The following is a 13,961-nucleotide window of genomic DNA, read 5'->3' as shown; positions in this document are numbered from 1 at the left end:
CCCCCCTGGCCCTGGTCACCCGCCTGTTGGCCGAGCTGGCGGGCGCCCCGGGGCCGCCCCCCCCGAGACCACCGCCCCGACCACCGCCGCGCCGACCACCGAGCCGATCGCGCTCGTCGGCCTCGGCCTGCGCCTGCCCGGCGGGGTCAGCGACCCGGAGGCGCTGTGGGAGCTGCTGGTCGCGGGCCGCGACGCCGTGGGCGCCGTGCCCGCCGACCGCGGCTGGAGCCTGGACTCCTTCTACGACCCCGACCCGGACAAGCCCGGCACCACCTACGTCCGCGAGGGCGGCTTCCTCACCGGCGCGGGCGAGTTCGACGCCGGGTTCTTCGGGATCTCCCCGCGCGAGGCCGCCGCGATGGACCCCCAGCAGCGGCTCATGCTGGAGATCTGCTGGGAGGCCGTGGAGCGGGCGGGCATCGACCCGCACAGCCTGCGCGGCAGCGCCACCGGCGTGTTCGCGGGCATCAACTACCAGGACTACGGCGCGCTCGCGGCCACGGCGCAGGGCGCCGAGGGCCACCTGCTCACCGGCGGCGCGGGCAGCGTCCTGTCCGGCCGGGTGTCCTACGCCCTGGGTCTGGAGGGCCCCGCGGTCACCGTCGACACCGCCTGCTCGGCGTCGCTGGTCGCCCTGCACCTGGCCGCCCAGGCGCTGCGGTCGGGGGAGTGCGACCTGGCGCTGGCGGGCGGGGCGACGGTGATGGCCACCCCCGGCATGTTCATCGGCTTCGCGCGCCAGCGCGGCCTGGCGGGCGACGGCCGCTGCAAGGCCTTCGACACCTCCGCCGACGGCACCGGCTGGGGCGAGGGCGCGGGGGTCGTCCTGCTGGAACGCCTCTCCGACGCCCAGCGCCGGGGCCACCCCGTGCTGGCCGTCCTGCGCGGCTCGGCGGTCAACCAGGACGGGGCGTCGAACGGCCTGTCCGCGCCGAACGGCCCCGCCCAGCAGCGGGTCATCCGCTCGGCGCTGGCCGGCGCGGGCCTGCGCGCGTCCGATGTGGACGTCGTCGAGGCGCACGGCACCGGCACCGCCCTGGGCGACCCCATCGAGGCGCAGGCCCTCCTGGCCACCTACGGCCAGGAGCGGGAGACCCCGCTGCTGCTGGGGTCGGTGAAGTCCAACATCGGCCACACCCAGGCCGCCGCGGGCGTCGCCGGGGTGATCAAGACCGTGCTCGCGCTGCGCCACGGCGTCGTCCCGCGCACCCTGCACGTCACCGAGCCCACCGCCCACGTCGACTGGACCGCGGGCGCGGTGCGCCTGGCCGACGAGACGACGGCCTGGCCCGAGACCGGCCGCCCGCGCCGCGCGGGCGTGTCCGCGTTCGGCATCAGCGGCACCAACGCCCACGTCGTCCTGGAGCAGGCCCCCGAGGTGGGACCCGAGGCACCCGAACCCGCCGCGACCACCGTCCCGTGGCTGCTGTCCGGCGCGACCCCGCACGCCCTGCGCGCGCAAGCGGCCAGGCTCGCCGAGCACGTCCGCGCGCACGGCCCGCACCCCGGCGACGTCGCCGCGGCGCTGGCCACCGGCCGCGCGCACCTGGAGCACCGCGGCGCGGTCGTCGGCCGTGACGCCGAGGAACTGCTCGCGGGCCTCGACGCGCTCGCGGCCGGGCGGGGCACGACCGGCACCGCCCGCCCCGGGCTCGGCGGCACCGCCTTCCTGTTCCCCGGCCAGGGCTCGCAGCGCGCGGGCGCCGGGCGCGACCTCTACGCCGCCTACCCGGTGTTCGCCGACGCGTTCGACGAGGTCTGCGCCCGCGTCGACGCCGGGCTGGACCGGCCGCTGCGCGAGGTCGCCTTCGCCGACGACGGCACGCCCGAGGCGGCCCTGCTCGACCGGACCGACTTCACCCAGGTGGCGCTGTTCGCCCTGGGCGTCGCCCTGGCCCGGCTCGCGGGGTCCTGGGGCGTGCGCCCCGACGCGCTGCTGGGCCACTCCATCGGGGAACTGGCCGCCGCGCACGTGGCCGGGGTGCTCGACCTCGACGACGCCTGCGCCCTGGTGCTGGCCCGCGGCTCGCTCATGCGCGAGCTGGGCCCCGGCGGGGCGATGGTCGCGGTGCAGGCCGCCGAGGACGAGGTGGTCTGCGCGCCGGGTGTGGAGATCGCCGCGGTCAACGGCCCGCGCTCGGTCGTGCTCTCCGGCGACGCCGACGCCGTCGAGCGCGTCGCCGCCGGGTTCGCCAAGGCCAAGCGCCTCGCCGTGGGCCTGGCCTTCCACTCCGCCAGGGTGGAGCCGGTGCTGGAGCGGTTCCGCGCGGTGGCCGAAGGGCTGACCTTCCACGCCCCGCGGGTCCCGGTCGTGTCGAACGTGACCGGCGACGTCGCCGGGCCCGAGATCGCCACCGCCGACTACTGGGTCCGCCAGGCCCGGTCCGCGGTCCGCTTCGCCGACGGCGTGGCCACGCTGGCCGGGCGCGGCGTGCACCGCTTCGCCGAGCTGGGCGCGGGCGGGGTGCTCAGCGCGCTCACCGCGGGCTGCCTGCCCGCCGACGCCCCCGCCGCGGTCGTCCCGCTGCTGCGCGCCGACCGGCCCGAGCCGGAATCGCTCGTCGCGGGCGTCGCCGCGCTGCACGCGAACGGCGCGGCCGTGGACTGGGCGGCGTTCTTCACCGGGGTGGGCGCGCGCCCGGTCGCGCTGCCCACCTACGCCTTCCAGCGCGAGCACCACTGGGTGACGCCCACCGCGGCCCCGGCCCCGGCCGCCGACGGCGGGTTCTGGGCCGAGGTCGCCGCCAGCGACCCCGACGAGCTGGCCGCCGCCCTCGCCGTCGACCCCGAGCACCTGCGCGGGGTGCTGCCCGCGCTCACCGCCCTGCACCGCGACCGCGCCGGGCGCGGCGCCGCGGACGGCTGGCGCTACCGCGCCACCTGGCACGAGCACGAGGTCACCCCGGCCGCGCTGACCGGGCGCGTCCTCGTCGCCGTCCCGCCCACCCGCACCCCGTGGGTGGACGAGGTGCTGGCGGGCCTGGCCGCGGACGGGGCGCAGGTCGCGGAGTTCGTCGTCAACCCGGCCGGGTCGCGCGGGCCGCTGGCCGCCCGCCTGTCCGCGCAGCCGCCCGTGGACCGGGTCGTGTCGCTGCTGGCGGACGACACCGGCGTCCACGACGGGCTCACCGGCGGCTTCGCGGGCACCCTGCTGCTCGCCCAGGCCCTCGCCGACGCCGACCTCGACGCCCCGCTGTGGTGCCTGACCCGCGACGACGAGCCCGAGCAGGCCCAGGTGTGGGGCCTGGGCCGGGTCCTGGGCCTGGAGCGCCCGGCCCGCTGGGGTGGGCTGGTCGAGGCCGCGACCGCCGACGCCACCGTCCGCGCCCTGCTCGCGGGCGGCGGCGAGGACCAGGTCCGGGTCGTCGACGGGCGCGCGCTCGTCCGCCGCGTCGAGCACGCCCCCGCCCCGGTCGCCCGCGACTGGCGCACCAGCGGCACCGCCCTGATCACCGGCGGCACCGGCGCCCTGGGCGTCCGCGTGGCCGAGGCGCTGATCGCCCGCGGCGCCGAGGGGGTCGTGCTCACCAGCCGCCGCGGCGCGGACACCCCGGGCGCCGCCGAGCTGGTCGACCGGCTCACGGTACTGGGCGCGCGGGTCGAGGTGGTGGCCTGCGACGCCGCCGAACGCGACCGGCTCGCCGAGGTCGTCGCCGCGCACCCCGACCTTCGCACCGTCGTGCACGCCGCGGGGGTCGGCCAGTTCCAGCCCACCGACGCGCTGACCCCGGCCGAGGCCGCCGCCGTGCTGCGCGGCAAGGCCGAGGGCGCGGCGCACCTGCACGAGCTGGTCGCCGGGCGGGAGCTGGACGCGTTCGTCCTGTTCTCCTCCATCTCGGCCACGTGGGGCAGCGCCGGGCAGGCCGCCTACGCCGCCGCCAACGCCCACCTCGACGCGCTCGCGGAGCGCCGCGGGGCCGCCGGGTTGCCCGCCACGTCGGTGGCGTGGGGCCCCTGGGCCGACGGCGGCATGGCGGGCGGGGAGGCCACCGCCGTGCTCGACCACCAGGGCGTGCGCGCGATGGACCCCGACGCGGCCGTGCACGCGCTGTTCACCGCCCTGGCCGCGGGCGACACCGCCGTCGCCGTGGCCGACGTGGACTGGGCCCGGTTCGCCCCGGCGTTCACCGCCGCCCGCCACCGCCCGCTGTTCGACGCGCTGCCCGAGGCGGTGGCGGCGTCCGCGCCGCCGGTCGCCGCCGACGGCGGGGCCGAGCTGCGGGCCCGGCTCGCCGCGCTCGACCGGGCCGGGGCGCGCGCCGAGCTGACCGAGCTGGTCCGCGCCGAGGCCGCCGCCGTCCTGGGCCACCCCGGCCCGGAGGCGGTCGCCGCCGACCGGGCGTTCCGCGACGTCGGCTTCGACTCGCTGACCGCGGTGGAGCTGCGCAACCGGCTCGCCGCGGCCACCGGCGCGGTCCTGTCGGCGGCGGTGGTCTTCGACTACCCGACGCCGCAGGAGCTGGCCGGGCACCTGGTGGAGGCGGTGCTCGGCGCCGAGGCCGACGAGGTCGACGGCCTGCTGGCTGGCCTGGCCAGGGTCGAGGAGCTGGACCTGGGCGGCGACGACCGCGCCCGGCTGGCCGCCCGGCTGCGCCGCGCGCTGGCCGCCCTCGACGACGAACCCGCCGAGGGCGACGGGCTCGACCTCGACGAGGCCTCCGACAGCGATCTGTTCGACATCGTCGACAAGGACTTGGGACTGCTGTGAGCGCACCGGCGACCGAGGCGGACAAGCTCCGCGAGTACCTGAAGAAGGTCATCACCGAGCTGCACCGCACCCGCGCGCGGGTGCGGGAGCTGGAGGACGCCCAGCCGGACCCGGTCGTGGTGGTGGGCATGGGCTGCCGCTACCCCGGCGGCGTGCGCTCCCCGGAGGACCTGTGGGAGCTGGTGCGCACCGGCGCGGACGCCGTCACCGGCTTCCCGGCCAACCGCGGCTGGGACCTCGCCGCGCTGCGCGGCGCCGAGGGCCTGACCGGCGAGGGCGGCTTCCTGCACGACGTCGGTGACTTCGACGCCGGGTTCTTCGGGATTTCCCCGCGCGAGGCGCTGGCGATGGACCCCCAGCAGCGGCTGCTGCTGGAGACCTCCTGGGAGGCCCTGGAGCGCGCGGGCATCGACCCGTCCGGGCTGCGCGGCAGCGCCACCGGGGTGTTCGTCGGCGCGAGCGGGCAGGACTACACCCCGCTGCTGGTGGCCTCCGGCGAGCCGGTCGACGGGCACATCGCCACCGGCAATGCCGGGTCCGTGGTCTCCGGCCGGGTCGCCTACGCCCTGGGCCTGGAGGGTCCCGCGGTCACCGTCGACACCGCCTGCTCGTCGTCGTTGGTCGCCCTGCACTTGGCGGTGCGGTCGCTGCGCTCGGGGGAGTCCGCGCTCGCGCTGGCGGGCGGGGTCACCGTGATGGCCACGCCCGGTGCGTTCCTGGAGTTCTCCCGCCAGGGCGGCCTGGCCCCCGACGGCCGGTGCAAGGCCTTCGGCGCGGGCGCCGACGGCACCGGCTGGGCCGAGGGCGCGGGCGTGCTCGTGCTCGAACGGCTTTCCGACGCGCGCGCCAACGGCCACCCCGTCCTGGCCGTGGTGCGCGGGTCCGCGGTGAACTCCGACGGCGCCTCCAACGGCCTCACCGCCCCCAACGGGCCCGCCCAGCGCCGGGTCATCCAGCGCGCGCTGGCCGACGCGGGCCTGGAACCGTCCGACGTGGACGCCGTCGAGGCGCACGGCACCGGCACCCGCCTCGGCGACCCCATCGAGGCCCAGGCGCTGCTGGAGACCTACGGCCGCGCCCGCGGCGGGCGCGGGCCGCTGCTGCTGGGCTCGCTCAAGTCCAACCTGGGCCACAGCCAGGCCGCCTCCGGCGTCGGCGGGGTGCTCAAGGTCGTCCTGGCGCTGCGCCACGGCCTGCTGCCCAGGACCCTGCACGCCGCCGAGCCCACCCCGCACGTGGACTGGAGCGCGGGCGAGGTCGAGCTGCTGACCGAGGCCCGGCCCTGGGAGCCGGGGGAGCGGGTGCGCCGCGCTGGCGTGTCCTCGTTCGGCATCAGCGGCACCAACGCCCACGTCATCGTCGAGGAACCGCCCGCGCCCGCACCGCGCCCGGCCGCCGAGCCGGTCGGCGCGGTCCCGTTCGTCGTCTCCGCGCACAGCCCCGCCGCCCTGCGCGCCCAGGTCGACCGGCTCGCCGCCCACCTGCGCGAGCACCCGGAGGCCGAGGCCGACGTGGCGCTGTCGCTGGCCACCACGCGCGCCCTGCTGCGCCGCCGGGCCGTCGTCGTGGGCGCCCGGGGCCTGGCCGCCTGGGACGGCCAGGAGGTCCCCACGGCGTCCGGGCGCACCGCGTTCCTGTGCAGCGGCCAAGGCGCGCAGCGCGCGGGGATGGGCTTGGGCCTGGCCGCGGCGTTCCCCGCCTTCGCCGCCGCCTGGGCCGAGGTGCTCGACTGCTTCCCGCCCGACGTGCGCGCGGTGCTGGCCGCGGGCGGCCCCGTCGACCGGACGCGGATCGCCCAGCCGGGCCTGTTCGCCGTCTCCGTCGCCACCGCCCGCACCCTGGAGGCCTGGGGCGTGCGCCCCGACGTGCTCATCGGGCACTCGGTGGGCGAGATCGCCGCCGCCCACCTCGCGGGCGTGCTCTCGCTGCGCGACGCGTGCGCGCTCGTCGCCGCCCGCGGCGCGCTGATGGACGCGCTGCCCGAGACCGGCGCGATGGTCGCCGTCGTGGCCTCCGAGGCCGAGGTGGCGCCGCTGCTGGGCGCGGGGGTCAGCCTCGCCGCGGTCAACGGGCCGGAGTCGGTGGTGCTCTCCGGCGACGCCGACGCCGTCCGCGCCGCCGCGACGGGCTTCCGCTCCAAGGAGCTCTCGGTCAGCCACGCCTTCCACTCCGCGCTCATCGACCCGGTCCTCGACGAGTACCGCGAGGTCCTGCGCGGGGTCGAGTTCGCCCCGCCCACCAGGACGCTGGTGTCCACGGTGACCGGCGGGCCCGTCACCGCCGAAGTCCTCGACGTCGAGCACTGGGTGCGCAACGCCCGCGACGCGGTCCGCTACGCCGACGCCGTCGCGCACCTGCCCGGCCTCGGCGTCGGCCGCGCCGTCGAGGTCGGCCCCGACGCCGTGCTCACCGCCCTGACCCGCTCCGACGACCTGCCCTGCGTCCCCGCCGTGCGCGCCGACGAGGCCCCCGCCCTGGCCGCGGCCCTCGGCTTCCTGCACGCCACCGGTTCCACTGTGGACTGGACCGCCGCCCTGCCCGGGGCGCACCCGGTCCCGCTGCCCACCTACGCCTTCCAGCGCAAGGCGTTCTGGCCCAAGCCCGCCCCCGCGCCGCAGGCCGCGCCGGAGCCCGACGCCGACCTGTGGGCCGCCGTGCGCGCCGCCGACCCCGCCGCGGTGGCCGACCTCATCGACGCCGAGCCCGACGCCGTCGCCGCCGTGCTGCCCGCGCTGGCCGCCTGGCGCAGCGGGCGCGAGCGGGACTCCGCGGTCGAGGCCGCCCGCTACCGCGTCGCCTGGCTGCCGGTCGACCCCGGCCCCGCCCACGACCGCAGGCCGTGGCTGGTCCTGGCCCCGCCGGAGCGGGCCGACCACCCCTGGGTCCGCGCCGCCGCCGACCGGCTCGGCGCCGAGGTGGTCACCGACGTGCCGCTCGACAGCGCCCGCCCCGTGCTGTCGTTCCTGCCGCTGGGCGCCGACCCGTTCGGCTCCACCCTGCGCTTCGTCGCCACCCACCCCGAGTGCCAGGTGTGGACGGCCACCGTCGGCCCCGACCCGGCCGCGCTGTGGGCCGTCGGGCGCACCGCCGCCATCGAGTCCTCGCAGACCTGGGCGGGCATGGTCCAGCTGCCCGAGGACGCCGACCCCGCCGCGCTCGACCGGCTCGCCGCCGTCCTCGACGGCGACCACGGCGAGGACCAGGTCCTCATCGGCCGCGGCGGGGTCGAGGCCCGCCGCCTCGTCCCCGCCCCGCTGCCCGCGGGCGCCGAGCCGTGGCGGCCCCGCGGCCGGGTCCTGGTCACCGACGTGGACTCCCCGCGCGGGCGGCTCGTGGCGGCGTGGCTGGCCGACGCCGGTGCCGAGGCCGTGCCGCTGGGCCCCGGCCCCACCGCCGCGGCCCTGGCCGAGGCCGAGCGCGGCGGCGCGGTCAGCGCCGTGGTGCACGTGGTCGACGAGGGCGAACTGGCCCCGCTGACCGAGCTGGACCCCGACCTGTCGGCCCTCGACACCGCCCGCGACCTCGACCGGGCCCTGGCCGGGCGCGACCTCGACGCGTTCGTCCTGTTCTCCTCCGCCGCCTCCACCTGGGGCGCGGTCGGGCAGGGCGCGCACGGGCTGGTCTGCGCGGGCCTGGAGCAGTTGGCCCGCGACCGGCGCGCCCGCGGCGCCACCGCCACGGCCGTGGCCTGGGGCCCCTGGCCCTCGGTGGATGCCGAGTCCGACGCCGTGCTCCTCGGGCGCGGCCTGCGCCCGATGCCCGCCGACACCGCCCTGGCCGCCCTCGCCGCCGCCGTCGGCGCGGGGGAGGAGCCGGTGGTCGTCGCGGACGTCGACTGGCCGCGCCTGGTCGGGTCCTGGGCCGCGCTGCGCCCGCCCACCCTGTTCCGCGAGCTGCACACCGTGCAGGACACGGTGGACACCGAGGACGCGGGCGCCGCGCGCGGCTTCGGTGAGCGGCTGGCCGCGGTCCCCGCCGCCGAGCGCGCCGCCGCGCTGCTCGACCTGGTCCGCTCGCACGCCGCCGCCGCGCTCGGCCACGCCGGGCCCGAGGACGTCGAGGCCGACCGGTCCTTCCTGGAGTCCGGCTTCGACTCGCTGACCGCGATGGACCTGCGCGACCGCCTGCGCGACGACACCGGCCTGGCCCTGCCCGCCACCGTCCTGTTCGACCACCCCACCCCGGTCGACCTCGCCGAGCGCCTGCGCGCGGAGTTCGACGGCGGCCCGGCCGGGGTGCCCCACGCCGCGGGCCCGGGGCTGCTCACCGAGCTGTACTCCGCCGCCGTCGCCGCGGGCAGGCTCGACGAGTTCCTGCCGCTGGTCAACGACATCGCGGCCTTCCGGCCCGGCACCACCGACCTGGACCGGCTCGCCCCGCAGCCCCCCGTGCGGCTGAGCCGGGGCGACACCGCGCCCACCCTGGTCTGCGTGGCCGGGCTGTCCCCGATCTCCGGCGCGCACGAGTTCGCCAGGGTGGCGGGGTCGCTGCGCGGCGTGCGCGAGGTGCTGGCCCTGCCGCTGCCCGGCTTCGTCGCGGGCGAGCTGGTCCCGGCCGACTCCGACACCGTCCTGGCCTTCCTCGCCGCGACCCTCGACGAGCACGTCGACGGCCCGGTCGTGCTCGTCGGCCACTCCGCCGGGGCCATCACCGCGCACGCGCTGGCCCAGCACCTGGAGGGCCGCGGCAGGCCGGTCGCCGGGCTGGTGCTGCTGGACCTGTACTCCTGGGAGAACGCCGCGCCGATGGTCGAGTGGCGCGGCGAGCTGGTGGAGGGGGTGCTCGACCGGCAGGAGGCCTACGTCCCGGTCGACGACACCCGGCTGACCGCCTCCTCGGCTTACTACGAGCGGTTCCTGGACTGGAAGCCCGCGCCGCTGACCGCGCCCACGCTGCTGGTGCGCGCGTCCGAGCCGCTGGGGGAGTGGGCCGACGACAGCTGGCGCACCTCCTGGCCGTTCGAGCACACCGGCGTCGACGTGCCGGGCAACCACTTCACCATGGTCGGTGAGCACGCCGCGCACGTCGCGGCCGCCGTGGAGCGCTGGCTCACCGACCACGTCGCGAGGGAGAGCGAATGAACCCGACGCACGCGGTCGTCCTCGGCGGCGGCCTCGCCGGGACGCTGGCCGCCGCCGCCCTGGCCGGGCGCACCGACCGGGTCACCGTGGTCGAGCGCGACGCGCTGCCCGACGGCCCGCGCCCGCGCCGCGGCGTGCCGCAGGCCCAGCACCTGCACGTGCTCATGTCCGGCGGCGCCCGCGCGATGGACGAGCTGCTGCCCGGCACCACCGACCGGCTGCGCGCCCGCGGCGCGCACCGCCTCGGCGTGCCCGAGGACGTGGTGACGCTGTCCGCCGACGGCTGGCAGCACCGGTTCCCGGCCACCGAGTTCATGATCACCTGCACCCGCGACCTCACCGACTGGACCGTCCGCGAGGCCGCGCTCGCCCTGCCCGGGGTGACCGTGCGCGCGGGCGAGGTCGACGGGCTGGCGGGCACCGCGGGGCGGGTCACCGGGGTCGTCGTCGACGGCGAGGTCGTGCCCGCCGACCTCGTGGTCGACTGCACCGGCCGCGCCTCGCGCCTGGGCCACTGGCTGACCGCCCTCGGCGCCCCGGAGCCCGCCGAGGAGGTGGTCGACTCCGGGCTGGCCTACAGCACCCGCGTGTTCGCCGCCCCGCGCGGCGCGGAGACCGGCTTCCCGGTGGTCAACGTCTTCGCCGACTACCGCAGCGGGCAGCCCGGCCGCTCGGCCAGCCTCGTCCCGGTCGAGGACGGTCGGTGGATCATCAGCCTCACCGGCACCCGGGGCGCCACCCCGCCGGTCGACGAGGCGGGCTTCGCCGAGTACGCCGCCTCCCTGCGCGACCCGGTGATCGCCCGCCTCATGGGCGCCGCCGAGCCGCTGACCGCCCCGCGCGCCTCGCGCAGCGCCGCCAACCGCAGGTTGCACTGCGGGGGCGAGGGCTGGCCGGAGGGCCTGGTCGCCCTCGGGGACTCCGTGGTGGCGTTCAACCCCGTCTACGGCACCGGCATGTCCTCGGCCGCCCGCTCCGCGGTGGCGCTGTCCCGCGCGCTGCGCGGGCACGGCCACGCCCCGGGCCTCGCCGCCCGCGCGCAGCGCGCCATCGCGGAGGTCGTGGAGACGCCCTGGACCGCGGCCACCACCCAGGACGTGCGCTACCCCGACTGCCGCACCACCCTGGTCGACCGCGCCGCGCTGGTCCCCACCGCGGAGGCGGAGAACATCTCCCGCTGGGTGGGCGCGCTCGCCCTGCGGCACCCCGTGGTCAACGCCGCCATGACCGAGGTCATCACCGTCAACTCGACCTTCGCCGCGCTCCAGCGGCCCGAGGTCGTCGCGGCCATGACCGGCGCGGGCGCCCGCCCGGCCCTGCGCGAGGTGCCCCTGCGCGACGACGAGTGGCGCGTGGTGCGGGGGGCGCTCCCGACGGGCTGAGCGCCCCCGGGTGTCCTCAGCGGACGAACTGGCCCTGCTGGGCGTCCAGGACGGGCACGTACCGGTCGAGCACGTCCCGGTACCCCAGCGCCCCCAGCTCGGCCCTGCCGGTCAGCTCGCGCAGCCGGGACACCCGCACCACGTGGTCGCTGCGGCGGTCGACGAGGTCGAACTGCGGGACGACCCCCAGCAGCCCGGTCACGTGCTGGACGACGTCGAGCACCGGCACCGAGACGCCGGAGGCGACGTTGACGACCTCGCCGGTGACACCGGCGGCCAGCAGCGCGTCCAGCGCGGCCAGGAAGTCCTGCACGTCCATCAGGTCCCGGCGGGCGCGGGTGAAGACGCGGACGACGCCCGAGCGGGCGTCGCGGATGAGGGTCGGGACCAGCTGGTGCGCGGGCTGGTCCGGTCCGACGAGGTGGGTCAGGCGCAGCACCAGCCACCGGCAGCCGCTCTCGCGCACCACCCGCTCCATGTCCCGCTTGTGCCTGCCGTAGGGCGTGGTGCCCTCGTGCGCGCACTCCTCCTCGCCCAGGCAGCCCGGCGTGCCGTACACCGCGGCCGAGGCCGTCGACAGCAGCACCAGGACCTCGCCGCGCTCGCGGCAGCGGCGGGCGGTCTCGGCCACCAGCGCCCGCTCCCTGGCGAACGCCGCGTCGTGGTCGCCGGTGGACACCAGCGACACCCCCGCCGCCAGCACGACGGCGCCGGGGTGCCGGTCGACCAGGGTGCTCAGGTGTCGCGCTAAGAACCCGTTCCCGATGATCCGCATGTGGCACCGTCCACTGAGAGCGCTGTCGCGCGCCGGTCAACGGACTGTGGTGCCGGTACGCCCTGACAAAGCTGTTTTCTAGCGCACACCAACGGGTCCGGATCCCCCTGCGCATCCCCTACCGCGCGCGCGGACAACCCCTGTTCGCCCTGGTCGAGCTGCTGATGGACGTGCTGGCTGCTCCAATCGGGGGGTGGGGGAAGGCCCACCGGGTCGGGGGCGTACACGGATGTCGCCGCGGGCGGGCGGGCAATAGCCTTGTCCCCAAGATCGCGGGAAGTGGAGGGATCGCGACGATGCCGATCATCGAAGTCGAGCACCTGGCCAAGCGGTACGGCGACCACGTCGCGCTGCGCGACGTGACGTTCTCCGTCGAGGAGGGCGAGGTCTTCGGCATCCTGGGCCGCAACGGCGCGGGCAAGACCACGACCGTCGAGTGCCTGGAGGGCCTGCGCCGGGCCGACTCCGGGCGGATCAGCGTCCTGGGCATGAACCCCGCCGAGCACCCCGCCGCCCTGCGCGCCGACCTGGGCGTGCAGCTGCAGGAGAGCGCGCTGCCGGACAACATGAAGGTCTGGGAGGCGCTCGACCTCTACAGCTCCTTCCACGCCCACCCCGCGGACTGGAAGTCCCTGCTGGAGGAGTGGGGCCTGGCCGAGAAGCGCAACGCCCGCTTCGGCAAGCTCTCCGGCGGGCAGAAGCAGCGGCTGTTCATCGCCTTGGCCCTGGTCGGCAACCCCAAGGTCGCCATCCTCGACGAGCTGACCACCGGGCTGGACCCGCAGGCCCGCCGCGACACCTGGCACCTCATCGAGCGCATCCGCGACCGCGGCGTCACCGTCCTGCTCGTCACGCACTTCATGGACGAGGCCGAGCGGCTCTGCGACCGGGTCGCGGTCTTCCACGACGGCGCGGTCGCCGCCGTGGACACCCCGGCCGCGATCGTCGCCCGCGCGGGCGGCGACCAGCGCGTCAGCTTCACCCCGTCGGCCCCCGTCGGTGACGACACCCTGCTGGCGCTGCCCGGCGTCGCGGGCGTGGACCGCAAGGGCGAGTCGGTCAGCGTCACCGGCTCCGGCGACCTGCTCCAGGTGCTGACCACCGCGCTGGCCCGCCTCGACGTCGTCCCGACCGGGCTGCAGGTGCACCAGGCCGGGTTGGAGGACGCGTTCCTCGCCATGACCGGTGCCGCCCCCGCCCCCACCCAGACCGAGGAGGCCGCCCGATGAACGCCCTGGGCAAGATGACCTTCACCGAGACCAAGCTCATGCTGCGCGACCCCGCGACCGCGGTGATGACGCTGGCGTTCCCGCTGTTCCTGATGACGATCTTCGGCATCATCCCCGGCTTCCGCCAGCCCTACGACGGCTTCGGCGGCGCCGCGGTGATCGACACGTTCATCCCCGGCGTCACCGTGCTGGTGGTGCTCGCGGTGCTGGGCCTGAGCATCATGCCGGTGTACCTGGCCACCTACCGCGAGCGCGGCGTGCTGCGCAGGCTGGCCGCCTCGCCGGTCTCCCCGACGCTGCTGCTGGTCGCCCAGATCATCGTCAACGTCCTGCTGGCCATCGCCGCGGTCGTGCTGCTGATCGTGTTCGCCCGCTTCGCCTTCGGCGTCAAGCCGCCCGGCAACCCCGCAGGCTTCGTGCTGGCGTTCGTGCTCAGCACCACCACCGTGCTGTCGCTGGGCCTGCTGATCGGCGCGGTGGTCAAGAGCAGCAAGTCCGCGACCGCGATCGGCCTGGCGGTGATGTTCCCGCTGCTGTTCCTCGCAGGCGTGTGGACCCCGGTCGAGCTGCTGCCCGGCCCGCTGTCGGCCATCGGCACCGCCACCCCGATGGGCGCGGCCCTGCAGGCCATCCGGGACTCGTGGAGCGGCGACTTCCCGCCCGCGCTGCAACTGGGCCTGATGGCGGCCTACACGGTCGTGTTCAGCGCCATCGCCGCCCGCACCTTCCGCTGGGAGTAGCGCGCGGGACCGGGCGCCCTCGCCATGCCCCGACGAGGGCGCCCGG

The 13,961-nt window shown here is 77.4% G+C and carries 5 protein-coding genes and 1 pseudogene; 5 read left to right on the top strand and 1 reads right to left on the bottom strand.

Features of this window, described 5'->3' with window-relative positions; genetic code table 11:
* The 3 genes and pseudogenes from BJP25_RS11395 to BJP25_RS11385 form a co-directional block, all read left to right on the top strand.
* On the top strand, positions 1-4,708 hold a 4,708-nt coding region (locus BJP25_RS11395), incomplete at its 5' end, for a type I polyketide synthase (RefSeq protein WP_075974763.1).
* Positions 4,709-4,728: 20 nt separating this feature from the next.
* Positions 4,729-9,789: pseudogene (locus BJP25_RS11390) on the top strand (beta-ketoacyl synthase N-terminal-like domain-containing protein); the annotation flags it as partial.
* Positions 9,786-11,171 (top strand): FAD-dependent oxidoreductase, encoded by a 1,386-nt coding sequence (locus BJP25_RS11385; protein WP_075974761.1) that lies wholly within the window; start codon positions 9,786-9,788, stop codon positions 11,169-11,171. The pseudogene BJP25_RS11390 and the gene BJP25_RS11385, both read left to right, overlap by 4 nt.
* Positions 11,172-11,187: 16 nt before the next feature.
* Here the strand turns inward: BJP25_RS11385 and BJP25_RS11380 are convergent, their stop codons facing one another.
* On the bottom strand, positions 11,188-11,946 hold the full coding sequence (locus tag BJP25_RS11380) for an NAD-dependent epimerase/dehydratase family protein (RefSeq protein ID WP_075974760.1): 759 nt from the start codon (positions 11,944-11,946) through the stop codon (positions 11,188-11,190).
* Positions 11,947-12,242: 296 nt separating this feature from the next.
* On the opposite strand from BJP25_RS11380, the gene BJP25_RS11375 reads away from it, so the two are divergent.
* Both BJP25_RS11375 and BJP25_RS11370 read left to right on the top strand, forming a co-directional pair.
* The gene (locus BJP25_RS11375) at positions 12,243-13,175 is read left to right on the top strand and encodes an ABC transporter ATP-binding protein (protein ID WP_075974759.1); all 933 of its coding nucleotides are present in this window, start codon (positions 12,243-12,245) and stop codon (positions 13,173-13,175) included.
* Positions 13,172-13,915 carry an ABC transporter permease gene (locus tag BJP25_RS11370; RefSeq protein WP_075974758.1) on the top strand — a complete coding sequence of 248 codons (744 nt, stop codon included), beginning with the start codon at positions 13,172-13,174 and terminating at the stop codon, positions 13,913-13,915. The genes BJP25_RS11375 and BJP25_RS11370 overlap by 4 nt, the downstream gene beginning before the upstream one ends.
* The last annotated feature ends 46 nt before the right edge of the window (positions 13,916-13,961 follow it).

The organism is Actinokineospora bangkokensis (assembly GCF_001940455.1).
Taxonomy (GTDB): Bacteria; Actinomycetota; Actinomycetes; order Mycobacteriales; family Pseudonocardiaceae; genus Actinokineospora; species Actinokineospora bangkokensis.
This window is presented reverse-complemented; position numbering and strand designations above follow the sequence as displayed.

What these genes read in the sequence shown, in the direction of transcription:
- BJP25_RS11385 (WP_075974761.1), top strand. Translation starts at nt 9,786, where the DNA reads ATGAACCCGACGCACGCGGTCGTCCTCGGCGGCGGCCTCGCCGGGACG.
- BJP25_RS11380 (WP_075974760.1), bottom strand. Translation starts at nt 11,946, where the DNA reads ATGCGGATCATCGGGAACGGGTTCTTAGCGCGACACCTGAGCACCCTG.
- BJP25_RS11375 (WP_075974759.1), top strand. Translation starts at nt 12,243, where the DNA reads ATGCCGATCATCGAAGTCGAGCACCTGGCCAAGCGGTACGGCGACCAC.
- BJP25_RS11370 (WP_075974758.1), top strand. Translation starts at nt 13,172, where the DNA reads ATGAACGCCCTGGGCAAGATGACCTTCACCGAGACCAAGCTCATGCTG.